Raw genomic sequence first — 23434 nt, 5'->3', positions numbered from 1 at the left:
TTACGTTGTGGTGCGACGCATGACCGAAAGCGGGCTGGCAGGCTGCGCACCCGCTGAGGTCACGGCATAGGTGCGGGCCAGTTCGACCGAGGGCGTCGATATACGCGTGAGGACCTGGCCCTCAAACGCGCTGACCGTGAAGGCCAGAGGAATAGCGCCCTGACCGCTGGCGGACGGATCAACGGCATAACCCCAGCCGCGCAATTGTTCCTCGAGCGCGGCCGACATAAGCGAACCGTCCGTCTTGAGCGCGATCGTACCGGTGCCCGGCCCGACATGCTCCGCCAGTTGCGCAACCATGTCGCCGGCGACTGCATTGGCGGCGAAAGCATCAAGGTTGGCAGTGTCGGTGCTGGAACCAGCGGCGAAGTACCCGCTACCGGTGGTCATGCACCCGGCAAGCGACAGTGAAATGAGCGCCACAGAAAGGGCGCGAGCGAACTTGGAGACGCCAGCCATGACTAACCCCTTCTCTGGATAGTGATGCGTTGCTGGTTGTTGCCCACGCCGTTGACGAGGACCGCACGGTCAATCAGGTAGTCGACGACCATCATGTTGTTGTTGAGCCGGTAATTTACGATCTGCTGCTGACCACCTGACTGGACGAACAGGATCGGCGCATCGCCGCTACCCAAATGGCCGGGGAACTGAATGTAGGTTTTCATGCCATCGGTATAGATCCGCGTCGGCTTCCAGCGAGCGTTGCCGCTCATCGTGAAATTGAAATTCAGGTTCTCGGCCGGGACGCCCGCGCCGGGAATGATGCTGTCCTGAATCTGCTGATTGACGGCCGCGATCTGCTGGCGAATGTCCTCGGGATAGGAGAACGCCACGCGGGCCATATAGCCGGTTTGCTGGGAGCGGAGGTTGATATGGTAAGTCCGGCGCGAAGTCGTCACCACCATCGACGTTGAAAGCCCCGCTTCGGCGGGCTTGACGACAAGGTGGATACGCGGGCCTTCGGGCGATCCAGAGGACGCCGGTTCGACTTGCCAACGAACGGTGTCACCTACCAGAACATCGCGCACGGCTTCTCCGGCCTGCAATGCGATTTCGCAGAGCTGGAGTGGGGAACAAACGACGGTGGGCTGTGTTTCGCCATAGAGATAGATCACCGTGCCATCGGCGCCGCGCGTCATAACCGCCGTCTGGTTCTGCCATTGACCCGACAGAGTTGTGCCCCGTTGGGCGTTCTGGTCGGCTGCAAGGGTTGTCGTGGGGGCGAGGCTGGATGCCGACAAGGCAAACACACACACGCCCGCGCGCATAAATCTCGTGTTGAACATTACTCTCTCCGCGAGCGATGGGATTACGTGAGCTGGGCCGTCCAATCGAAGTCTGCGAGATACAGACCGATCGGGTTTAGTCGAATGATAGTCTCGTCCTGGGGAGGCGATAGGGTAACGGTCGCCACTCCGCGCCAGCGACGCGTGGCCGTTTCACGGCCCGACCTGTCGCGCTCAATCTCGGTCCAATCGATCTGATAGGACTGGTTTGAAAGCGCGACGACGTTGTTGATTTCGACCGAAACGGTCTTTTCGCGCGCCGCATCGAATGGTGACTGATTGCGGAACCACGCATTGACCTTTTCGGTCGAGGGGTCCTGCCGGCGCAACATCGCGTATGTGCGATTGATGTAGCCAGTCTGCACGACCGTATCGGGCGTGATCGAACGGAAATTCGTCACCCACTGGCCGAGCATGGCGCGGACCACGCGCTCGTCAGCATATTCGATCTGCGCGGGAAAACCGCCCGTGGCCGAGTTGCCGAGCTGGTCGACCTCGACAATGTAAGGGACAAGGCGAACCTGCGTTGACTGATACAGCGCATAGCCGAAGCCGATCACCGCCATGGTCATCGAAATGAGCCCGACCGTGCGCCATGCGAGGGCAGAACGGGCATAATTGCCATAACGCTCATTCCACTCATAACGCGCGGCGAGATAGGGGTTGTCGGGGACTCGTCTAGCCATGCGCTATGCCTCGATGCTGACGCGGACAATCATTTACCGTCGTCCATAGGTTTGTTGTTGGATCTTCCGCCGCCGCTCTGGCTGTCGCGGAGCTTCTGGTTGGCGAGGCCGAGGGTGGACCCCATGCGCGCGCCGGGGATGCCCATCATTTTGTCTGCTGCCGCTGACCCGACCGACCCGCCCATGGCCTTCATGGCAGCTCCGGCCTGTCCGCCGAAACCAGCACCGGCACCTTTGGCAGCACTCGCGGCGGCCATGCCGCCTTTGATGACACCAGCCCCGCCGAGGGCCATTCCAGCACCCGCAGCGGCGAATCCTGCCACTTGGGCACCGGAGCGGAATGCTTCCATTCCGCTGCCCACGGATACGCCTTGCACCACGCCTTGAATGATGTTGGGCACGTACATTGCGATCATGAACACGACGACCGAAATCCCGGCGATGGTCAGCGTGGTCAAAAACTGATCGTCGGACGTGGTGTTGTTCGACATGCCTATCAGCACTTCCGAGCCGATGCGGGCGATCATGACGAGCGCCATCAGCTTCATGCCGACGGAAAACGCATAGACGAGATAGCGAACCGCGAAGTCCTTAGTGAAGGACGAGCCGCCAAGGCCGAGCATAATCATGCCGGCCAAGAGGCCGACATACATTTCGACCAGTACGGAAATGAAGATCGCCGCAACGAGCGCGAAGCAGATCACCACGACGATCATGGCAAAGACCGCCGCCATAGCCATGGCGTTGTCCTCGAAAATACCAAAGCGGACCTGATTGGACAGTTCAGATGCAACCCTAACGCCGGCATTGAAAACGTTCGCGGGCGAGGCCGAGCCACCGTCAGCGCCAATCTGAAAGAGGCTATCGACTACAGCGCGGGCGAACTCCGGCCCGACTTGCAGGACGAACAGAAAAAAGCCGATGAACAGGATGCGGCGAACCAGCTCGCCGAACCATGCGTCGAGCGCGGGCGCCGATATCGCCAGCATTACGGCGGCAATGCCAACTTCAATGCCGGCGAGAATCCAGAACAATGATGTGGCCGCCTGCATGACGCGATCCTGCCACCCTCGCGTCGCTTGGATGACTTGGTTCTCCATTTCGGTGAGAACCGAGCCGTCTTGAGCCATTGCCGGGTCGATCAGGACGGCCAGGCCGACCAAGACGACGGAAAAACGCATGAATGTTGTGGCGCGCATCACATGCCCCTCAGTTCGTGTCGAAGCGAGGGGCCATTTCCTGGCCGCCCGAAGTCGGGAAATTGTCGGAGTTGGACCCAAAGAAGTCCTGGCGACGTTGCGACGCCGCTTCGCGAGCGGCCGCTTCCTGTTCAAGCAATTCGACCTGTCGCGCCAAAAGCTCTCGCGCAGCGGGATCATCATTGGGCACGACCACATAGGTGATCGCTCCGCCGACTACCGCCGAGGCGAGCGCTATTGCGAGAACGATGGGAAGCGAAATGGACGGCATCACTACCAGCGAGGCTCCATTTCCTGCCCGCCAGAAGTCGATGGTGCGGTGCTGTCAAAGAAGCTATCGCGGCGCGCCTGGGCAAGATCGGCTTCGGCTTGCTGGGACTGATACCAAGTGCCCATCATCGTCGTTTGCTGAGACAGAAGCCCACGTAGCTTTTGCATCTGCTCGACCTGTTGGCTGGCGATCGAGTGGCCAACCTGTAGCGCCTGCATCTGACCAACCGAGGATTCCGACTGGCGCTGCAATTGGGCCATGGTGTCGGATTCGGTCTGGAACTGTTGAGCCGTCAGGTTTGCGCCGGCGAGCGTGCCCGCGATGGTGTCGCGATTGGTTTGCGACCACGAATCCCACATGGACGAAAAGTCCTCAGGGAGATTTCCCGAAAAGTCGGCATATGAGCCGAATCGGTCTCTGAGAACGTCATCGAGGCCGCCCATGGAGAAGGCGATGCCTTCGCCTTGCTGCACGAGGCTTTGCAGACGGTTGAGGTCGTTGACCGCATCGCCCCAAATATTATCGGGCAAGCGTTCGAGGTTCTGCAGCATCGTTTGGTATTGCGCGAGCTGGTTTTCGATCTGCGTGATTTGATGGGCGATTTGCTGGGCGTTTTGGCCAACCTGTTCGATGTTGGTCCCTGCCAGATCGATCAACTGCACGTTGTTGAGTATCTGCGTCCATTCGGTCGCGCCGCCCGCCGCGGCCCCGGCATGGGCAGCGCCAGTGAAACCGGCGACAAGAATGCCGGCGATCGCCGCACTACGAAGCAAGGCGTTGTGTCGCATCTTCGACTCCTCTCGATTCAAGCCAATGGGTGGTCCAGTCGTCGCCGTAGGCGTGGCGCAGATCGTTGATCCGCTTGATATCGTCCTTGCCGGACGCACCTACGAAAGACAGGGTGATCGGCCCAAGGGCCATGTCGAACAGCCGCCGCCCATCGGGCGAAGCGACATAATATTCGCGCTTTGGCGTGGCCGTCGCGACGATCTCGATCTGCCGCTCGTTGAACCCGATGCGCTCGTAAAATTCGCGCGTACCGGATTCCCGTGCCGCCCCGTTGGGCAGGCAGATTTTTGTCGGGCAGCTTTCCTTTAGAACGTCGATGATCCCCGAACCCGTAGCGTCGGAAATCGACTGCGTGGCAAGGATCACGGCACAGTTGGCCTTGCGCAGCACCTTGAGCCATTCGCGGATTTTGTCACGGAATGCTGGATGGCCGAGCATCAGCCACGCCTCATCGAGAATGATAAGGCTGGGCTCGCCCGTCAGCCGCTTTTCAATGCGACGAAACAGGTAGAGCAGCACCGGCACAAGATTGCGCTCGCCCATATTCATGAGTTCTTCGATCTCGAATGTCTGAAACGAGGACAGCTTGAGGCCGTCGCGTTCCGCATCGAGCAGCGCGCCCATCGGCCCGTCGACCGTGTAGTGTTGCAGCGCGTCCTTGATGTCGCGCTTCTGCACACCCGACACGAAGTCGGACAACGACCGATGGTCCGAAGCGGCCATGAGGTCGATTTGACGACTGATCGCGTTGCGATGATCGGGATCGACCTTGACCCCCTGCATCGTAATCAGGGTTTCGATCCACTCAGAGGCCCATGCCTTATCGCCATCCGTATCCAGTTCGGACAGCGGCGCGAAGGCGAGCGTGTCGGTCGATCCCACATCGTAGTGATCGCCACCAACCGCGACCGTGAGCGGATACATCGACTTGCCCTTGTCGAAGGCAAATATCTGCGCGTTTTCATAGCGGCGGAATTGTGCCGCGATCAGCGCGAGAAGCGTCGATTTACCCGAACCGGTCGGCCCAAAGATCAGCGTATGGCCAACGTCCCCCACATGGAGGTTAAGGCGAAACGGGGTGGACCCGGAGGCCACCTGCATGAGCGGCGGTGAGCCGGCTGGATAAAACGGGCATGGACATTCCGTCTCGCCCGACCAAACAGAATTGAGGGGCACCAGATCGGCCAGGTTGCGCGTATGGATCAGCGGTTCGCGGATATTGGCGTACCAGTTCCCCGGAAGGCTCCCGAGAAAGGCTTCGGTCGAATTGAGCGTTTCGATCCGCGCTGAAAAGCCTTCGGCCTGGATCAGACGGCGCACCCCTTCGCACTTTTCGCGAAGGCGGGCATCATCGGTCTCAAAAATGATGATGACCGGTGTGTAGTAGCCATAGGCGACAAGCTGGGAGTTCGCCGCCGCAATGGCGTCTTCGCTTTCAGCCACCATCAGCGCCGCATCCTGATCGATGGCGCCGGAATTGGTCTGGAAAAGCTGATCCATGAAAGGCCGAACCTTCTGAATCCACTTTTTGCGGGTCCGCTCGAGCTTTTGCCGCGCCTCGACGGGATCGAGGAACATGAAGCGGCTGGACCAGCGATAGGTCAGCGGCATCAGATCGAGTGAATTGAGGATGCCGGGCCAGCTTTCGGCCGGAAATCCGTCAATGGCGACGACACCGACATAACGGTTGTCGACCAGAGGCGAGAGGCCGTGATGAAACTCGGCCGTCGCGATATAGTCGAGATACATCGGGATATCGGGGAGCCGAACCGGATGGTTCTCGCCCACGATACAGAAGCGGGCGAATTGCAGCAGGTCGTCATACTTGGCGACCCTGTAGCCGCCGCGTTCCTCGACCTCGTGCGTTACCATGCGCCGCACCTGAACGACATTGGCCAGGTACTGTTCAAATTCGCGGATGGCGGTCTTGAACTTGGAGAGGATGCGGTCAGCGTTCGTTTCGCGCCGGGAGTCCGCGTCCGAATAGACGTATTTAACCAGCCCCGATTTGCGCTGTTCCGGCTCGCGATAGGTCAGGACAATCGCGTGTTGGCTCTCATAGTGACCGTCAGCGCGCTCAAACCTCTTGCGGCGCTCATCATCGATAAGCGCCGACACAGGGTCGGGAAAGTGGCATTGCTCGCGCGTCGGGTACGATGTGGTCGGAACCCGAACTGCCTCGACCTGGATCATCCAGCCAGAACCAAGGCGGGCGAGGATTGTGTTGATCTGGCGCGACACCTCGTTGCGCTCAAAATCGGTGGAGCTTTCGCTGTCGGGGCCAGCAAAATACCAGCCCGCCATGAGCGAGCCGTCCTTGAGCAGCATAATGCCGTTCTCTACCAAGGCAGCATAAGGCAAAAGATCGGAGAATGACGGCCCCGAGTGCCGAAATTTCTTGAGCGCAACCATGTTCAGTATTTCCGCCAGGGTGTCGAAGTTGGCCGGTAAAAGGACCGGTACTTGATGTGCCGCACATAGACGTGGCGTAGCAGCGGATCGGCTTTGGCCATCATGCGCAAAATGCCGACGATAACGATCCACAGGACCGCCCCCAGCACGGCAGAAACCAGCGTCAGCACCACAAATACGAGGATCACTGCCAGCAAGCCGGTGAACAGCACCAGCTCGCGATCCGCGCCGAACAGAAGCGTCGGGCGGGAAAGGGCGCGGTGTATCCGCGCCCGTTCAAGGTTGTCGCCAACCTCAGCCATCCGCTGGAACCACAGTTTCGATGCCGGCACTCTGCGGCACGCCAATAGACGCCCCACCAGCACCGAAGAGACCGACGATCTGCGTTGCGCCGAGCAGGATGCCGGCGACCAGAACGACGTACATCAGGCGACGCGCGAAATCGTTCAGCTCGCCGCCAAAGATCAGCATACCGCCTGCAATAGCCACGGCTGCCAAGGCAATCGCGCCCGCGACTGGCCCGGTAATGGATTGCTGAATTTGTTGAAGCGGCGCCTCCCACGGCAAGCCGCCGCCACCGCCACCACCGGCAAGTGCTGGGTCGATCATGAAAAGAGACGCTGCGGCGAGGCCGAGCGTTACCGAAAGGATTTTACGCGACATGGAGCTTTCCCTGCATGCTGTCGGAGGATTGAGAATTGCCAATTTTCTCGGTTCTGTAGGCTCCATCGCGGAACCCATCGACCCGTAGGATTTCCCGAACCACGCGGCCTTTCGGGGCGCGCTCGATAGACACGATCAAGTCGACCGCCTCACCAATGACTTCGGGCATCGGTTGCGTGGACACTTCCGCAACAAGCTGCTCGAGGCGCGTCAGCGCGGCGAAAGCCGAATTGGAGTGAACGGTTGTCACGCCGCCCGGATGGCCGGTGTTCCACGCCTTCAAGAGCGTCAGGGCCGCGCCGTCGCGAACCTCGCCCACGATGATACGATCTGGACGCAGACGCATCGTCGATTTCAAAAGGCGGCCCATGTCGACCGCATCGGTTGTGTGCAGAGATACGTGGTTTTCCGCCGAACATTGAATCTCGGCCGTGTCCTCAAGGATCACGAGCCGATGGTCGGGTGCAACTTCTACCAACTCCGCCAAAATGGCGTTGGTCAGCGTCGTTTTGCCCGTCCCCGTGCCGCCAGAAACGACGATGTTGAGCCGCTGGGCTATCGCCTCGCGGATCACCTGGACCTGCCGGTCTGTCATGATCCCGTCGCTCACATATTGGTCGAGCCGGATCAGCATCGAGGCCCGCTTGCGGATATTGAAAACCGGGGATGGCGCGGCCGGAGGAAGTATGCCTTCGAACCGATTGCCGTCGGGCGGAAGCTCACCCGAGATAATCGGGCGTTCGGGCGTGACTTCGGTTTTGAGTGCGTGAGCAACCTTGCCGATGACGATTTCGGCGTCCTCGGCGCTCATATGGCCGGCAAGCTCGATGCCCTTGCCAATGCGCTCGATGAAAAGATTGCCGTTCGGATTGAGCATGACTTCGACAACGGTGGGATCTTGCAAAGCCGCAACGATCGTTTCACCGAGCGATGATTTGAGGTTGTTGACCAACCTCCTGAGGGATTCCGCGCCCCTGTCTATGGCCATTGTTGTTGGCCCCTTCCCCCAAAGTCATATGAGTTAAGTACTAGGGCCTGTATCCAATAAGGATAGTTATCCGGTCAACCCCCTGACCGGCAAAATCGTCTGCAGGTTTTCGCAATCATGGCCACAAGAGCACGGTTTGGTCCGTGTCACCTCTAAACCGCAAAGGACATTCGGTTAGCTTCAGGTGTCTTCACGGCGCTGGACGCCTTGAACGTCGCTGTACGCAGTAGCCCTGTCGAAACAGTGCCGCCTGAGCAACATGACGCCGTCCCCTGCACGCATAAACTCGGCAAAGGCGGAACATTTTAGGGATTTGGTGCTGAAAGCTGGGTGCGACTCACTCTTCGCTCCACCAGCAGCCTTGTCACGGTTTGGAATCGGATATCATCGAGTGGGTGGAGCCTACAAACGAGTCGGTTTCACGGACCGTTACACTCGGCGATCCAACACGAGTTGCAAACGGTGCAGGCATCGAACTGTTGAACATGCGTGAGGTTCAAACCTCATGAACGTTTAGCCCGAGAATTCAGGGGTTGAGAGACAGCTCGTTGTCAAGCTAAATGGATAAGGTGATTAGACAATTGGAGATTCGCAACGACATGCAATAGCCCAGAAAAGATAAAGGCCCCGTAGCCGGAGCACGGAGCCTATCTTCACAACCATCGGGCGCCAACCCGAGAGCCGCATCAAACCTTGGCTCAGAAGATAGTTTTCTCCGACAGTTCTGTCAATACAAAACGCCGCTTTGGCGAACGGGATCGCTTGTCCTATCGAAAGGAGATCCCATGCCGCGACCTACCGGCTTCCGCGCAATGACGCCCGGAATATTCAGAGCCTATGAGACGGCCGATCTGTGGGGACCACAGACAGCCGTAACCAAGAAGCGCGCTCATACCGCCTTTAATTCCTGCACCAAGTATCTCGGGCTGCGCTCGCACCTGATCGAGCTGATGAACAAGCTTCTCAGCTTTTCGAAAGAGATCGATTGGGATGGCACATCGCGCCCGATCGTCTGGCCGGACAATCAGCGCTTGCTAGAGCAATGCGCCCTCGGATCATTGTCAGCACTCAAACGGTCTTTGCGCGCCTTGGCCGAAGCCGGACTTATAGCGTTCAAGGATAGTCCGACTGGTCGCCGTATCGGCCATCGCAACAACCATGACGGCCGGATCGTGCTCGACCGGACCTATGGCATCGACCTTTCCCCCCTGGGCCTCAAAACGCCCGAGCTGGAAATGATCGTATCCATGCAAAAGAACCAGCAAATCGAATGGCGCGACCTCGTGGCGCAATATACGCGCGATCGCCGCAGGCTGGTTTCCATCCTTGAGGCCGGCTTGGCCGAAGCCATTCCCGGGCCATGGGAAGAGTTAAACCTTGAGCTTCGCCGCCTTCAGGCGCAGCGCGAAGGTCTGCGCAACAGCGGTGCGCTGACCACCCTTTCCTATCTGCACGATCAGCTCATTGCCGTTCTCGAGCGTGCCAATTCCGCTTACGCCGACGCAGCTAAAGATTTTCCGGCCAAGCCTACGGCCGATGATGTGGAAATGGCTCGGGCTGCATCCACGCGACAGGTCGATTATGCAGATAAAATGGACCCCGTGGGGTCCACCAGTGAACCCCCCATACAGAATACAAGCCCCAGAAATATACATTATCTGTACGAAGATGAACGGCGTTCGGCTAACGCCGAACAATTAAATCTACTTAACACTGGCTCCGCCAGTGAAGAGGGCTTTGGAATAAAGCCTGAGCGCGAGGCGAGCGCCGAGCAAGAGCCGCAAAAACTGGCGCAGCCCATAGACTCCCGAACACTGATGGCGCTTTGCCCCGATTACGCAGAGTTCGTCCAGTCGCCAAAAGCCTGGCCGGAAATTATAGACGCCGCCGAGAGGGCGATCGGGCCGATGATGAAAATTCCGCCGTCGACGTGGAAAACGGCATGCCGGCTGCTAGGCCGGGAAAGGGCCGCGGCCGCCGTCGCATTGATATTTGAAAAGCACAATGATGGGCTTATCGACAGCCCCGGTGCTTACCTGAACGGGATGATCGACCGGGCGCAAAAGGGCAAACTCGACCTCCCAAGTTCCCTGTTCCACTGGCGAAAGCCGCGAAAAAACGCGACGAGCCGCGATAAAAAACCCATTGATCATAATCGACCCTGAAGCGAACCAGAGCGCCCCAAAAATGAAATTCTCAACCCAAACCGATGCCGCCATGAAAATCTGCCTCTATCTTGAGGTCCATCGAGAACGGCTGGTCAGCCGGTTCGAAATTGCCCACGCGATCGATTTGGGCCATGCAACCGTGCAGCGATTGTTGGCAGATCTTGCCGAGGCAAACGTTGTCGAAGCCCGGCGTGGCCGGTACGGCGGCACTCGACTCGCCCGCCAACTCAAGCACGTGAATGTGGCCGAGCTGATCGCCTTGGGCGAAAGCGAAGGCTGGCAATTTACCGAGTGCGACCGCCGCGCCGACTGCAATTGCCTGATGGCCGGCGATTGCACGCTGAACGCCATGTTTCGCCAGTTTCAGGCGAGCTTTATGCAAATGGCCGAAGGCTGGAACATGAGCGATTTGCTCAACGAACACGTCGTCGAAAACGCGCAAAGAAAGGCTATGGAATGGTCCGAGCGCAATCCAAATCCTCACGAATAGCTTTTGCTTTGACCGTCGGCTTCCTGGCCGCCTTTACCAGTATTCCTGTCACCACTGCTGAGGTTAAAACCGGTTTGATATCGGTGCGAACAGGAGTTTCTTTTCGGATGGTGGACGGAACGCTCGATTATCAGCTTTACGGAATCCAGACCTGCGCAGCGAGCCAGGTGGCCCATTTGAACGGTGTAGCCTGGCCATGTGGGGCGGTTGCAACAGGATGGTTGACCCAGCTTACCTTGGGCTACCGGATTGAATGCCTGGAGGAAGGTCGAGCGCCAGATCAGTATGCTACAATCTTAGCAAGATGCTTCCTGCCAACGGGCGAAGATATTGCAAGGCTTGCGCTTGAAGAAGGGCTCGCATGGGCGGTCTATGAGGATGGCGAGCCAGTAGTTCGCGAATATGGCCCTCTAGAACAGGAAGCCAAAGGGCAGAAGCGCGGGTTGTGGTCATCAAATTTTATGCTGGGAAATCAGCTATATCGGCCGTAGCGGTCCCTAAGTAACGAACTTTTTACATCACTGGCGACATGTCATAGTTGAATAATTGATGACGCATCGGGCAATTGCCCGACCGGGCTAATCCTGCCCTACGGGCACCGAGCCACCTTTCCTTGGGCTATGGGGCAATCTAGGGCCGGAACTGTCTCTCTGAGCCAGTGCCAGCACAAGAATGCCAACCTTGCCCTTCGGGGCGTCTCTGCCGTCCGGGGACTATCCCTTGCGCGGCTCAAGAGCCAAAATCACCGTTCGGTTCATCGCGTTTAGGAGGATAGATGCGACGGCTAGAAGCGATCCCCGTTCATCTCGTTCCCGCATTCTATCAGCACGCCTACGACCGCATTTTATACATGCGGGGCGAAGACGAAACGCCGACTCGCGCGCTCAAAGCAATCGGCCTTTACAACGTCATTACACACCTGCTGGCACACGATAACGATGCGGCAATTTCCACGATCGCTCGCGAAATTGGCATGACGTATCAGGGCATTCTGCCCACCATGCGTTTCCTCGAGCGAATTGAACTGGTTGGCGCCAACAAACTCACCGTTGCCAAGCCCTTCATCAAGCACAAGCAGAAGGCGATCAAACGCTGCGAGGAAATCCGCCGCGACTACGGCGATCCACTGACCTATCGAACCGCCAACTCGCTCCATCACCGTGACGCGCCGGCCATGTGGCATATGGCCTACGAAAGCCTTCTCAATGGTCGCAGAGAAGGTGATACATCCGCGAAAGTGCTGCAATGTATGGGGCTTTTGAACATCATAGCGCGGATCGCCGGCTCCAATGTCGAAGTGACGAAGGCCCTTCTTGCGAAGCGCCTGGATATGACAGCCCATGCCCTGACCGGGCATATCGAATATTTGCAGCGCAATGATCTGATCGAGATTCACGAGCAAAGATCAAAGGTCAGCAATGCGCGGGAATATCGTATCGAAATTCCGCGGCCGATCATCGTCCATGCAAACCGCTCCATGTTGCAATTGTGGAAGCAGGTCATGCAGGAGGGCTGGGAGGAAGCAGCCAGTTTAAGGCAGATGGCGACCGATCTTCGCCGTAAGCTTCAGACGGACCGGGGCGAAATCTATGCGCCTCTGTCGCGGCTCGATTAGAAATCAGTCTATCGGATAGAACGCGCGTGCCGCGCGTACTTTGCTTGTCTGGCGGGGAAAGAGGGCGCTGACCCCCTCTCCCCAGCAAGCCAAAATCGCGTATCCCCCATCCTTCCCTCTCTCCATGCCGCCGGCGCTGCCGACGTCAGTTCCGTTCGGTGCAGGACGCCCAGGACGTGGATTTGCTTCGCGGATCCACGGCCCGGGCGCGCTGCGCGTGGGTGGTCCCCCCTCCCCGATTTTGGCTTGCCCCCCTCTCCCCCGATCGGATCGCCGATTGCTCGGGAGCAGGAGCGGGCTCCTGCCCCTTGCGGGCAGGAAAACCGCTTCGCGGGAAACGGGAAAAACAGGAGAGAAAACCCATGACCGAGAGCAAATTCATCCCCTTAAACAAGCTCGATGCCGACCCCAAGAACGTGCGCAAAACCTATAGCGCCGAAGGCGTGGAGCAGCTTGCCGCATCCCTTCTGGCCAAAGGCCAGTTGCAAAATATCATCGTGCGGACGGGCGACAAAAAGGGCCGGTTCTATGTCACCGCTGGCGGTCGCCGCCTCAAGGCTTTTCAGCATCTGGCCGAAACCGGCAAGATCGCCAAAGACCTGCCTATCGAGTGCAAGGAACGCGCCGCCGAGGACGCCACCGAAATCAGCCTTGCCGAAAACGTCATGCGCGAAACCATGCACCGGGCCGACGAGTTCGAAGCATTTTTGACGCTGGCCGAGGCTGGTCAAACCCCCAGCCACATCGCGGAACGGTTCGGCGTGTCTGAATTGATCGTCAACCGCCGCTTGGCTCTTGCCCGCGTGGCTCCGGAAATTTTCGCGCTCTATCGTGGCAATGAAATCAGCTTTGAGCAGCTAACCGCTTTCACCATCACCGATGACCATGCCCGTCAGGTCGAAGTGTGGGAAAGCCTGCCCACCTATAGCCGCCACGCCAACACCATCAAGCGGATGCTGGCCAGTGAAGAAGTCCCAGCCAACGATAAGCGGGTGCAGTTCATTGGCGGGCTGGACGCCTACGAGGCGGCTGGCGGCTCCGTGCGACGTGACCTGTTCGACCCCGAAGATGGTGGCTACGCGACCGATTCCGGGCTGGTTGATAAACTGGTCTTGGCAAAACTCGAAGCCCATGCCGATCCGGTCAGGGCCGAGGGCTGGAAATGGGTAGAGGTCCACACCGAGCGGCCAGACGACATTTTCAGTTTTGGCCGAGTCTATCCCGACCAGACCCCCCTTCCCGAAGCCGATCAGGCCCGTTTGGACCAGCTTTCGGAAGAACACGACAGCCTTGCCGAATTGATCGAGGCTGATGCGGCTGACGAAAATGCAGAGCCGCGCCTTGAAGCGGTTCAGGCGGAAATGGATGCCTTGCAGAACAAGCAGGAAGCGTTCAGCGCTGATAACCTCGCCACGTCCGGCGCAATGGTCTTTATCGACTATTATGGCCGCGCGACCGTGGAAAGGGGTTTGGTACGCCGGGAGGACACCGCGACCACGAACCCCAGCTCCACCACCGAAGTCGAGGGAGAAGAAGCCAGCGGCCCCGCGCCTATCGTTCTAAAACACTCTGCCACGCTGATCGAGGATTTGATCGCACAAAAGACAGCCGCGCTCCGCGTCGAGCTTGCCGACAATCCCGATATTGCTCTGGCCGCCGTGGTTCATGCTCTTTTGCTGGGTAGTGTTTTTCGTCATGCCAGCGAGCATTCCGCCCTTCAAATCTCGCTCACCTACGAGCGCCACGAAGGGGCTATGAAACAGCCGGAAAACAATAAGGCCGCAATCGCCTTTGCCGAGCTGCAGGAAACGTTCGGACACCAGATTCCGGGCAACCCGGCAGACCTTTGGGAATGGTGCCTCGATCAGCACCGTGAGCAGCTTCTTAGCCTTCTGGCCTTTGCCGCGTCCCATAGCCTCAATGCGATGGAGCCAAAATTCCATGGCCGCACGAAAGGCGTTGCCCACGCCAATCAGATCGGCAAGGCGCTCAACGTCGATATGCGCGATTGGTTCGAGACGACCGGGGGCAGCTATTTCATGCACCTCAATCGCACTTCGATCCAAGCCGCAGTTGCCGAGGTGCGCGGGTCTGACTTCGCTGATGGCATTGCCGCGATGAAGAAGCCCGAAGCGGTCGACTATGCCCATAAAGCGGTCAAGGAGTCCGGCTGGCTCCCCGCCCCCATTCGGGTAACCGCACCAGAGGCCGAGGACAACGAAAGCGCCGAAATCCACCAGTTCCCCGTCGCGGCTGATTAATTCCAGCCGTCGCCGGTCGCGCCAGTCTCTCTCCGGCGCGACCGGCTTCCCACTTGATATTGTGTGCGAAATATAGTACCTAATACGGCACCTAATGGAGTATCGAACATGCAGCGCGTAGAGGCCCAGGTGGCGGTAAGCGTCTCGGAGCTTAAGAAAAGTCCCTCTGGCGTTCTCGATCAGGCCCACGGCGAAGCCGTGGCTGTCCTTAATCATAACCGCGTCATGGCCTATATGGTCCCAGCCGAGATTTACGAAGCCATGATTGAACGGCTCGATGACCTCGATCTGGTCAGGATAGCCAAAGAGCGCGCCGACGAAACGCCTGTTCGCGTCAATCTCGATGAGCTTTGAACTACAGTTTCTGCCATCCGCTCTCAAAGAGTGGAAAAAACTCGGCGCGACGATCCGCGAGCAAATGCGCAAGAAACTGGCAGAACGCCTGACAAACCCACGCGTGCCGGCCGATGCACTGCACGGCATGGACGATCATTACAAAATCAAGCTGCGCAGCGCGGGTTATCGGCTTGTCTATCGGGTGGAAGATCAGACCGTGACCGTAACGCTGGTCGCGATAGGGCGGCGAGAGCGCAGTGAAGTCTATAAAGCCGCCCGTTCCCGTAGTGGTGAGTAAGTACCCTAATCGTCGCTGCCATTGAGGGGAGCCCCAAGGCCCCTCCCCTCAAACTCCCCTCCCGCCTCGCTGGCTTTTGCTTGCGGGGCGACTTGCATTGCGTGGATATGAAATCGAGGATATATTAATATCCGAAAAAGGATATGCACCGATGCCGCTCTATATCAAAGACCCTGAGGTCGACAAGCTGGCCGAAGAGCTGATCGGCCTGACCAGAACGTCTAAAGTCGAGGCCGTAAAAGCCGCGCTCAAACACGAGATTGCCAATCATAGGCGGAATCTGCCGATCCGCGATAGGTTGGCTAAGTCCCTCGCCATGGCCCGCGAGGCCGGTCCGTTCGCGCCCGGCGATCACAAGGCCGAAACCGATGAAATGTGGGGCGAGGATTGATGCTTTTCGTAGATGCGTCGGTCATCGTCGCCATATTGACCAATGAAACAGACGCCGACGAGTTGATGGCGCGGCTTGAAACAGCCATTGCCGACAACCGCCAGCTATACGTCTCGCCAGTGGTGAGAGTGGAAGCGGCATTGTCGATAACCCGCAGATTGGCGGGCAAGGACAAACCAGCTACCAAGGAAATGCTGGCCCGCGCGCGGGCCATGGTCGATCAATTCATCCTCGACCTTGAGGCCAAGGACACCATGATTACCGCCGATGTGGCGAGCAAGGCGCTCGACGCTGCACAGCAGTTCGGCAAGATCGTCAACCACCCGGCCAGTTTGAACATGGGTGATTGTTTCGCCTATGCCTGCGCCAGAGCATATCGGACTAAAATCGCGTACAAGGGTGAGGACTTTACCCATACTGATCTAGGCTGGTGACAGCCAAAAGGAGGCCCAATGCTAGACTCGCTCGGAAATATCATGGTGACGATCGCCACCGGTATTGCCGTGCTGGTGGTGGGCCTCATTGCCTTGTTCTTCATCGACGGCTGGCTCGAAAAGAAGGCCGGTAAACCCTTCCTGAGCTTCGGCGTTGTCGGCACCATGGCCGTCGCGTCCGTGTTCTGGTGGGGCGGCTGGTGGTGGCAGAGCGCCGCCGCGCAATCGGGCCAGAATGAAAATTATGGCTATGGGCTGGTCGCCGTTGCCGGTGCCCTCGCCCTGGCCATCATCTGGCGCAATTTCACCAACACCAAATGGACCTGGGCCGTACTCGGCTCGGCGCTTCAAATAGCCATTGCATGGCATTTCAGCGGGGCACTTGCATTGCTCGCCATTATTGCCGTGTTTGGCGGTGTCCCGGGAGGCGGCGGGAGCCGGTCGCGGGCCGGATCGGTCGAGCAAAATCGTACGGTCTATATCAATCGCACCGAGTTCTGATCGTGGTCGGGATCAAAGGTCCAATCACTGGCCCCGACCATCCCGATAGAACGCTCGATTGTGAATTTGCGCTTGAGCCAGCGTTTACCGCCCTCGCAGACGAGGCCATTGGCAAGGGCTGGCATCCCAACGAGGTCGAGCTTGCCCTACTCAACCTCGCCCTTGCGCGGATGAAGGGGGCACAAGCCAACCTCGATACAGATCAGGCCATCCGTCGCGCCTTGCTGATGATCGAGCTGGGTCAATACCCCGACAAAAATAGAGGTCGCTAGCGACCACTCCCATTTTCCGTGGGGAAAGAGGGCGCTGCCCCCTCTCCCCAGCAAGCCCCAATCGGGCATCCCCCATCCTTCCCTCACTACTCGTTCGGTGCAGGACGCCCAGGCGCGGATTAGCTGTCGCGGATCCGCTCTTGGGCGCGCTGCGCGTGGGTGGTCCCCCCTGCCCTTTTGAAGCCTGCCCCCCTCTCCCCTGATCGGTTCGCCGATTGCTCGGGAGCAGGAGCGGAAGCCCCTGCCCCTTGCGGGACAGAGCCGCTTCGCGGGAACGGAAAAAGGAGCAAACACCGTGGCAAAACTCACAAAAGCACAGCGCAAAGCCCATGCCGAAGCCGAGGCGATCTTGACCAAGGACCGGCTGACCGAGGACGAACGCGATTTCGTTTTCCAGAACTGGCACGAAGGCGCGAACCACATCAACGGCGCAGCGGGCGCGTTTTTCACACCTTGGGGCCTTGCCGCAGATTTCGCCCTCGATGCCGGTTCAGGCCGCATCATCGACCTTTGCGCGGGCATCGGCATCTTGAGCTATTTCGTTCATCATCGAAGCCGTTGGGGCACCCAAGTTGCCGATATTACCTGCGTTGAACAAAACCCTCGCTATGTCGAGGTCGGGCGCAAGCTCTTGCCGGAGGCCCGTTGGATCAATGCCGATGTGTTCGATTGGCGCGAGCTTGATCTAGGCCGCTTCGATCATGCCATAGGCAATCCGCCATTTGGCCGTGTGCGCCGCAGCGCCAACGGGCCCCGCTATCGTGGCCCTGAGTTTGAATTTCACATAATCGATATTGCCGCCGAGCTTGCCGACCATGGCGCATTCATCATTCCCCAGCAGTCCGCGACGTTCAAATATTCTGGCTCCCATTGCTTTGAACGACGCGCGAGCGGGCGAGGATACGAGTTCGAGCAAAAGACCGGGCTGGAAATGGACGCCGGGGCCGGGGTCGATACCGCGCTTTTCCGCGACGACTGGAAAGATACGTCAATCATCTGCGAAATCGCATGTTTTGACTTCGCCGCCGCCCGCGAGCGGCGAGAGGCGGAATGTGCCCGCCTGGCTGCAAAGCCATTGCCGGTTCACAGCGCCTTTCCCGCCACCCAGCTCGAATTAATTTAGGAGGCGCGGCCAATGTCTAAACGCCGATCAGTTGAGGTTTTTGACACGCCGTCGGGCTTGGGCGGTTCTTATACAGTGGAGATCATCGACCAGCTCGACGCGTACCGGATTCGTGTTTGTGTCTGGTACGGCCGAGCCACGCACAACGGTTGGGAACGCTGGCCGGATTGGGATGGCTACACATTCGAAACGACCCGCGACAAGCTTACAAACAAGCGGCAGTTGAGCCTTTTCAAATGATAGTCTGGGGCCAATGATTGGCCCCGGCTCAGCCGCCGCCAGCCTTTGGCCGCATCGAGCGGCCCGCAGGCTGGTACGAGGGGAGCCCCAAAGCCCCTCCCCTCGCGCTCCCCTTCCCCCGCATGAAAAAATGCCGTCGCTTTGCGACGACGATCCTGTCAGCCGGTCGCATAAGGCAAGTCATCGGCCTGGCTCACATCAACGCCATTCCAACGATCGGGCGGGATCTGTCTCGCCATTCGCAATGTGCCCTCCCCCGCCTTGCCGATCAGCCGCAAATCCAAAACGCGACGTTGCTTATCACCGGTGCTAATCGGTTTCTCCGCAGTCCAATAATGGTTTTGCGCATGGTCTGCTTCGCCAAGCTACGCGCTTAGTCCGATACAGCAACCCGCAAGGGGTTCTCCATTCTGCTGCGCTCCATTTCGACCGCTACGCGGTGCAGTTTCGGCCCGTTCAGCGCGTGGCCCTGCTTCGCACCAAGCGAAACCATCATTTGGAGGACTGCTATGAAACAGATCATCACCTACTTGCGCCGCACTGGTCGACGCGTCTCGGATTACCTTAAGCGGCTGCTCGGCAAGGCTACCCACGAGGGTCGCCTACGTATCGGGATCACTGTTGGAATCCCGCCCTTTGTCTCGATCACCTTCGGCTATGACGTTAAATTCAGCGGCAAGGCCGACAACGACAACACCAAGATCAGCGAAACCGGCTGACAGGATGGCCGCCTCAAATGGGCGGTACGTGACGGCGACTGTTAACTTCCCGTTAACTCAAAACTTATTGACGCTCATACTGAATCGGGCAAAGGTGCTTCCGACGCTTTTTGAGCGATTGATAGCAAATTTCCGTCGGGGCGAAATGTCGGCATTAGAGCAGCATAATCTGTCGAACTCTGGATCGTCATCCGAAAAAATACGACGGCATTCTGAGCTTTTAAGTGCACAGCTACAGAGCCTCCGGCAGCAGATGTATCCACCGGAAGCGATGAAGTCGCTTAAAACTTTCACGTCACGCGAAGTCGCGACGCTGTTGGGCATAGCTGAATCCACCCTTCGCCAGATGTCAATTGATGGCGAAGGTGCCATCCCCGATCGCAAGGATAACGGGCGTAGAGTATACACACTCGCGCAGATCAACAAGTTGCGGCAGCATCTTGCAGCAAAACGCCCGTCCGAGGCTAAGCGCTTTAATCCGAGAAGAACCGCGGGCGATAAGCTTCAAGTGCTTGCGGTTGCCAATTTCAAGGGTGGCTCGGCAAAGACCACGACGACCGTGCATCTGGCGCACTACCTTGCGCTGAAAGGTCTTCGGGTATTGGTCATTGACCTAGATCCCCAAGCATCTCTCTCGACGATGTTCGGTTACCAGCCCGAATTTGACGTCAATCCGAACCAGACGCTCTATGCAGCAATCAGATACGAAGACGAAGAGCGACGCGCCCTATCTGACGTAATCCGCCAAACGTATTTTGATGGAATCGACATTGTCCCGGGCAACCTCGAACTCATGGAGTATGAGCACGAGACCCCCCAAGCAATTGCAGCTGGGCGCGCGCGCGGCGATGGCATGTTTTTCAGGCGGGTCAAAACGGTACTGGCCGAAGTTGAAGACCGTTATGACGTGGTTCTCATCGATGCGCCTCCGCAGCTCGGATATCTCACACTTGGCGCGATCTTTGCGGCTACTGGACTGCTCATTACGGTACACCCGGCCATGCTTGATGTTGCAAGCATGAACCAATTTTTGGCTATGACGAGCGATATACTGAGCGTCATTGAAGATGCGGGCGGGTCGCTAGAGCACGATTTCATCCGTTATGTGATGACGCGCCACAATCCTCACGATGTGCCCCAGGTCAATGTCGCCGCCTTGCTGCGCTCAATGTTCACAACCGACGTTTTGACGGCCGCTGTTGTCGAAACGACCGCAATTGCCAGTGCGGGGCTGGAAAAGAAGACCTTGTACGAAATGGACCGAGGCAGCGTCGTCAGAGACACGCTTAACCGTGCTCTCGAGTCTGTCGACGCAGTAAACGCCGAAATTTTAGCTCACATTGAAGCTGTTTGGGGGCGCAAATGACCGCTGCAGATCGAAATAAGAAGATGAGGGCAATGTTTGGTGGGCTCGACCCGCAAACACTGGCGCAGCAAGCATCTGATGATGTGGTGCCGCGCCCTACCCCCAATCCTGCCCCAGCTGAAAAACGTGTATCATCTGGCGCTGTGCGCTCGATGCAAGGCGCTTTTTCAGCAATCGAATCTGAAAATGATAAGTTGCGTCAGCAGCTTCTGGACACCGAACAGGTTGTCGACATCGATCCAGGTGAGATCGATCCGTCATTCGTGAGCGATCGCATTGCCGTAGATAACGATCCGGAATTCGATGCTTTCGTAGAATCGATCAACCAGAGCGGACAACAAGTCGCCATACTGGTTCGGCCATCCCCCACCACGCCGGGCAGATATCAGGTTGCCTACGGACACCGCCGGCTGAAGGCGGCCAAAAGACTGGGTCGCCCGGTCAAAGCGATCGTGCGTTCTTTGTCTGACGACGAGCTAGTCGTTGCACAAGGCAAGGAAAACTCTGAACGAGCCAACCTTTCCTTCATTGAGCAAGCGCTGTTCGCCTTAACGCTCAAGGAAAAGAAGTTTCAGCGGGCCACAATAGCTGCATCGCTGGGGCGCGGGGATGAAAAAGGGCTGGCGTATATCTCCATCCTAACTGGGCTGGCAGCAGCTCTCCCGCAGGAGCTCGTGAGAGCCATTGGTCCCGCGACCAATAGCGGTCGACCAAAGTGGGAAGCACTGGCAAAGCAAATCCGAAACGCGGCAATGAACGAAACGCAAAAGAAGCTCTTTGCCCAGCTTGCTGAAAGTGATGCGTGGAAACGCGCAGCCAGTGACCGGCGTCTCGATCTTGCCAGACGCATGTTTGAGAGCCGGGATAAGCCTAGCAAACCGGAGGCGACCCAACTTGCTCCGGGCATCGATTGGAGGCGTGCAAAAGGCAAGACGCACATCACAATTGACGAGAAGGTGTCACCGGGCCTCGCCCAATGGCTTGAAGGCCGAATGGCGGAGATCATCGCTCAGTTCGAGGAGGAAAGACAATGACTAAGAAATAAGGAAAGGGCTTACCGACGGCAATCGGCAAGCCCTTTAGATCCCTGGCCTTCAGAGTTCGCACTCGTCTAGACCCTAAGCACCCTCAATCTACGGCGAGTTTCGTTCCGAATCAAGCGTTGCCTTCTGGCAGCGCGTGAATTCGTGCGCGCGATTTCAAGCAGGCCCATCCCCAGACACTAATTTCCTGCCGCTGTCGCGAGCGGGATGGAGCTCGCTTATGCAATCGACCCCTTCAGTGGCAAATTTTAGGGCAGTCACCCCTGCTATCCTCGCCAGCGCCAAGCTCGCACAAAGCGAAGCTGCTCCGGATGTTTCAAAAGCCGAGGTGGCAATTACATTGAAGAAAGCCGCGCCCGTTTTGGGTATTGATGGCACAGCTTATCAAATTCTCGATATCCTTCTGGGCTTATCCAGGTCGTCAGACTGGATTGGAGAAGCCCGTCCGGTAGTCGCTATTTCGAACCAAAAGCTCGCTGAATACACAATGCGGTCTCAGAGAACCGTAATCAGGTGCATTCGCAAGCTCGTAGAGGCCGGCATTGTCGCTTACCGCGATAGTCCGACAGGCCGGCGCTATGTCTATCGTGGCGAAGACGGTGCACCCTTGGCAGCCTATGGCCTGGACTTCACACCGGCCAGAATAAGGTTTGCAGAACTAAAGGCTCGTGCGGACGCATTCAAAGCCGACCTCGATCGGCGGCGAGAAAGCCAGAGAACGGTAACGCGGCGAGCGCGCGCAATTGCGGATGCGATTGGCTTATTGGACGAGACGATAGCGGATCGGGTGCTGGAGCTGCGCGATGCGGTCCTTGAGAGCTCGGAAGACATCCATGCTAAGGCTGAAAAGCTGGAAGATCTCTACATCGAGACCTTGGCCATGATCGATGATAGTCACCATGAAATGCCACCCGAGGGTGACATCAGCGTCACCTCCTATACTAATACAACCCCAGAAAATCATCGTAAGAGTAATCAGATGCGGACTCGCTCTAACGAGCGAGACGTTTCTAAGAACGTCGGCTACGCCGCCGATTCTGCTTTGGAAATAAAGCAGGAGAAGAGGGTAGGGCGGAGTACCCAACCCGATGAGGCAATGTCGGTAGGGGCTGAGCGGGCAAGTGATCCAAAGCCGGTGCCATTAGGGCTTCTAAGCGCTGCAACACGCGAAACGCAGTCCACCTTAAGCCGTGATTTCAGGAGTTGGAACGACGTTATCGACAGCGCAAAAGTCATGCGCGTCATGGTCGGACTAAGTGAGGCGGGTTGGCTAGATGCGACAGGCCGGGTCGGACCGGCAGTGGCCGCCGCAATCCTTGCGACCGTTATGGAAAAGACGTACCGCAAAGGCAGCGACCTCAGCAGTCCAGGCGGATATTTCCGGGCCATGATCGACAGAACAGTTTCCGGGAATCTTCATCTCGACCGCACACTTTATGGCCTTGCAAATCGAAATTTCCACTGAGCGTTACAGTTGTAACGGGCCTAAAGTGTTGATTTTACTGCATTACGCCAGAACGCTTCGTGCAAATCCGCTGTGATGAGGGCCAACCGCGAGGAATTTGATGCTTTTGCATAACAAGCGGTTGTCCGCGAGCTGGGGCAGGGGTGTTACAGCTAGTCCCCGCACAATTGCAGTACGACCATGCTTGCCCAGATGTGGATAAACATGGGTGGCATGAGCTGACGAGTTTTGAGGCGGTCGCATCTGGCCACCTTGGCTTCGCCTTGCTTTTCGGACGGATGGCTGACAGGCCACGCGGCCCGCGCAGCATCTAGTCCGAAAAATTTCCCCGGCCTTCGGCCTTCCTCGCGCAGCAAATTTTCCGTCCGCCGATGCCCTTCACTGCGTTGCGGCCCTTCGGGTGCGCGGGCAGCTCAAG

General features: G+C 57.9%; 27 protein-coding genes. 17 read left to right on the top strand and 10 right to left on the bottom strand.

Annotation, left to right across the window (positions count from 1 at the left end; all coding sequences use genetic code 11):
* Genes trbH through trbB form a run of 10 tightly spaced genes read right to left on the bottom strand, consistent with a single transcriptional unit; the run spans position 1 to position 8294 of the window.
* Complete coding sequence (trbH, locus tag CN673_RS19320; RefSeq protein ID WP_099868051.1) at positions 1-459, bottom strand: conjugal transfer protein TrbH; 459 nt, start codon at positions 457-459, stop codon at positions 1-3.
* Between the two features lie 2 nt (positions 460-461).
* Positions 462-1286, bottom strand: coding sequence for a P-type conjugative transfer protein TrbG (gene trbG / locus CN673_RS19315; protein WP_099868050.1), 825 nt, complete (start codon positions 1284-1286; stop codon positions 462-464).
* Between the two features lie 23 nt (positions 1287-1309).
* Positions 1310-1972 (bottom strand): conjugal transfer protein TrbF, encoded by a 663-nt coding sequence (trbF, locus tag CN673_RS19310; RefSeq protein ID WP_099868049.1) that lies wholly within the window; start codon positions 1970-1972, stop codon positions 1310-1312.
* A gap of 29 nt (positions 1973-2001) precedes the next feature.
* Positions 2002-3171, bottom strand: a complete 1170-nt coding sequence (gene trbL / locus CN673_RS19305; protein ID WP_099868048.1) for a P-type conjugative transfer protein TrbL — start codon at positions 3169-3171, stop codon at positions 2002-2004.
* A 10-nt stretch (positions 3172-3181) separates the two neighbouring features.
* Positions 3182-3442: a DUF2749 domain-containing protein gene (locus tag CN673_RS19300; RefSeq protein WP_099868047.1), complete on the bottom strand. Its 261-nt coding sequence runs from the start codon at positions 3440-3442 to the stop codon at positions 3182-3184.
* 2 nt (positions 3443-3444) lie between these two features.
* Positions 3445-4230, bottom strand: a complete 786-nt coding sequence (gene trbJ / locus CN673_RS19295) for a P-type conjugative transfer protein TrbJ (RefSeq protein WP_099868046.1) — start codon at positions 4228-4230, stop codon at positions 3445-3447.
* Positions 4205-6643: a conjugal transfer protein TrbE gene (locus CN673_RS19290; protein WP_099868045.1), complete on the bottom strand. Its 2439-nt coding sequence runs from the start codon at positions 6641-6643 to the stop codon at positions 4205-4207. Before CN673_RS19290 ends, trbJ begins: the two co-directional genes overlap by 26 nt.
* Before the next feature lie 2 nt (positions 6644-6645).
* Positions 6646-6945 carry a conjugal transfer protein TrbD gene (locus CN673_RS19285; protein WP_099868044.1) on the bottom strand — a complete coding sequence of 100 codons (300 nt, stop codon included), beginning with the start codon at positions 6943-6945 and terminating at the stop codon, positions 6646-6648.
* Entirely contained in the window at positions 6938-7306 is a 369-nt protein-coding gene (locus tag CN673_RS19280; RefSeq protein WP_099868043.1) for a TrbC/VirB2 family protein, read from the bottom strand. Before CN673_RS19280 ends, CN673_RS19285 begins: the two co-directional genes overlap by 8 nt.
* Positions 7296-8294 carry a P-type conjugative transfer ATPase TrbB gene (gene trbB, locus CN673_RS19275; RefSeq protein WP_099868042.1) on the bottom strand — a complete coding sequence of 333 codons (999 nt, stop codon included), beginning with the start codon at positions 8292-8294 and terminating at the stop codon, positions 7296-7298. Before trbB ends, CN673_RS19280 begins: the two co-directional genes overlap by 11 nt.
* A 785-nt stretch (positions 8295-9079) precedes the next feature.
* Between trbB and repC (CN673_RS19270) the strand changes: the two genes are divergently transcribed.
* The 17 genes from repC (CN673_RS19270) (at position 9080) to repC (CN673_RS19195) (ending at position 23016) form a co-directional block, all read left to right on the top strand.
* Complete coding sequence (gene repC / locus CN673_RS19270; RefSeq protein WP_099868041.1) at positions 9080-10459, top strand: plasmid replication protein RepC; 1380 nt, start codon at positions 9080-9082, stop codon at positions 10457-10459.
* 22 nt (positions 10460-10481) lie between these two features.
* Positions 10482-10952 (top strand): RrF2 family transcriptional regulator, encoded by a 471-nt coding sequence (locus CN673_RS19265; RefSeq protein WP_099868040.1) that lies wholly within the window; start codon positions 10482-10484, stop codon positions 10950-10952.
* An 8-nt stretch (positions 10953-10960) separates the two neighbouring features.
* Positions 10961-11443, top strand: a complete 483-nt coding sequence (locus tag CN673_RS19260) for a thermonuclease family protein (protein ID WP_157928965.1) — start codon at positions 10961-10963, stop codon at positions 11441-11443.
* 359 nt (positions 11444-11802) lie between these two features.
* The gene (locus CN673_RS19255; RefSeq protein WP_157928964.1) at positions 11803-12567 is read left to right on the top strand and encodes a hypothetical protein; all 765 of its coding nucleotides are present in this window, start codon (positions 11803-11805) and stop codon (positions 12565-12567) included.
* A 158-nt stretch (positions 12568-12725) separates the two neighbouring features.
* Positions 12726-14828 (top strand): ParB/RepB/Spo0J family partition protein, encoded by a 2103-nt coding sequence (locus tag CN673_RS19250; RefSeq protein ID WP_503128309.1) that lies wholly within the window; start codon positions 12726-12728, stop codon positions 14826-14828.
* 108 nt (positions 14829-14936) lie between these two features.
* Positions 14937-15182, top strand: coding sequence for a type II toxin-antitoxin system Phd/YefM family antitoxin (locus CN673_RS19245; RefSeq protein ID WP_099868036.1), 246 nt, complete (start codon positions 14937-14939; stop codon positions 15180-15182).
* Complete coding sequence (locus tag CN673_RS19240; protein ID WP_099868035.1) at positions 15172-15462, top strand: type II toxin-antitoxin system RelE family toxin; 291 nt, start codon at positions 15172-15174, stop codon at positions 15460-15462. The genes CN673_RS19245 and CN673_RS19240 overlap by 11 nt, the downstream gene beginning before the upstream one ends.
* A gap of 151 nt (positions 15463-15613) precedes the next feature.
* Complete coding sequence (locus CN673_RS19235; protein ID WP_099868034.1) at positions 15614-15853, top strand: type II toxin-antitoxin system VapB family antitoxin; 240 nt, start codon at positions 15614-15616, stop codon at positions 15851-15853.
* Positions 15853-16287 carry a type II toxin-antitoxin system VapC family toxin gene (locus CN673_RS19230; protein ID WP_099868033.1) on the top strand — a complete coding sequence of 145 codons (435 nt, stop codon included), beginning with the start codon at positions 15853-15855 and terminating at the stop codon, positions 16285-16287. The genes CN673_RS19235 and CN673_RS19230 overlap by 1 nt, the downstream gene beginning before the upstream one ends.
* 42 nt (positions 16288-16329) lie before the next feature.
* On the top strand, positions 16330-16788 hold the full coding sequence (locus tag CN673_RS19225; protein WP_157928963.1) for a hypothetical protein: 459 nt from the start codon (positions 16330-16332) through the stop codon (positions 16786-16788).
* A 2-nt stretch (positions 16789-16790) separates the two neighbouring features.
* Positions 16791-17060: a hypothetical protein gene (locus tag CN673_RS20985; RefSeq protein WP_157928962.1), complete on the top strand. Its 270-nt coding sequence runs from the start codon at positions 16791-16793 to the stop codon at positions 17058-17060.
* A 349-nt stretch (positions 17061-17409) separates the two neighbouring features.
* Positions 17410-18183, top strand: a complete 774-nt coding sequence (locus CN673_RS19220) for a methyltransferase (RefSeq protein ID WP_245410005.1) — start codon at positions 17410-17412, stop codon at positions 18181-18183.
* 12 nt (positions 18184-18195) lie between these two features.
* On the top strand, positions 18196-18423 hold the full coding sequence (locus CN673_RS20980; protein ID WP_157928961.1) for a hypothetical protein: 228 nt from the start codon (positions 18196-18198) through the stop codon (positions 18421-18423).
* Positions 18424-18932: 509 nt separating this feature from the next.
* The gene (locus CN673_RS19210) at positions 18933-19142 is read left to right on the top strand and encodes a trans-acting factor B (protein ID WP_099868029.1); all 210 of its coding nucleotides are present in this window, start codon (positions 18933-18935) and stop codon (positions 19140-19142) included.
* A gap of 145 nt (positions 19143-19287) precedes the next feature.
* Positions 19288-20508 (top strand): plasmid partitioning protein RepA, encoded by a 1221-nt coding sequence (gene repA / locus CN673_RS19205; RefSeq protein WP_099868074.1) that lies wholly within the window; start codon positions 19288-19290, stop codon positions 20506-20508.
* Entirely contained in the window at positions 20505-21542 is a 1038-nt protein-coding gene (repB, locus tag CN673_RS19200) for a plasmid partitioning protein RepB (RefSeq protein WP_099868028.1), read from the top strand. Before repA ends, repB begins: the two co-directional genes overlap by 4 nt.
* Positions 21543-21771: 229 nt before the next feature.
* On the top strand, positions 21772-23016 hold the full coding sequence (gene repC, locus CN673_RS19195) for a plasmid replication protein RepC (RefSeq protein ID WP_099868027.1): 1245 nt from the start codon (positions 21772-21774) through the stop codon (positions 23014-23016).
* The last annotated feature ends 418 nt before the right edge of the window (positions 23017-23434 follow it).

This window comes from Neopararhizobium haloflavum (genome assembly GCF_002750855.1).
GTDB classification, from domain to species: domain Bacteria; phylum Pseudomonadota; class Alphaproteobacteria; order Rhizobiales; family Rhizobiaceae; genus Georhizobium; species Georhizobium haloflavum.
Note: the sequence above shows the minus strand (reverse complement) of the source record. Positions and strands in the feature narration are given on the sequence as shown.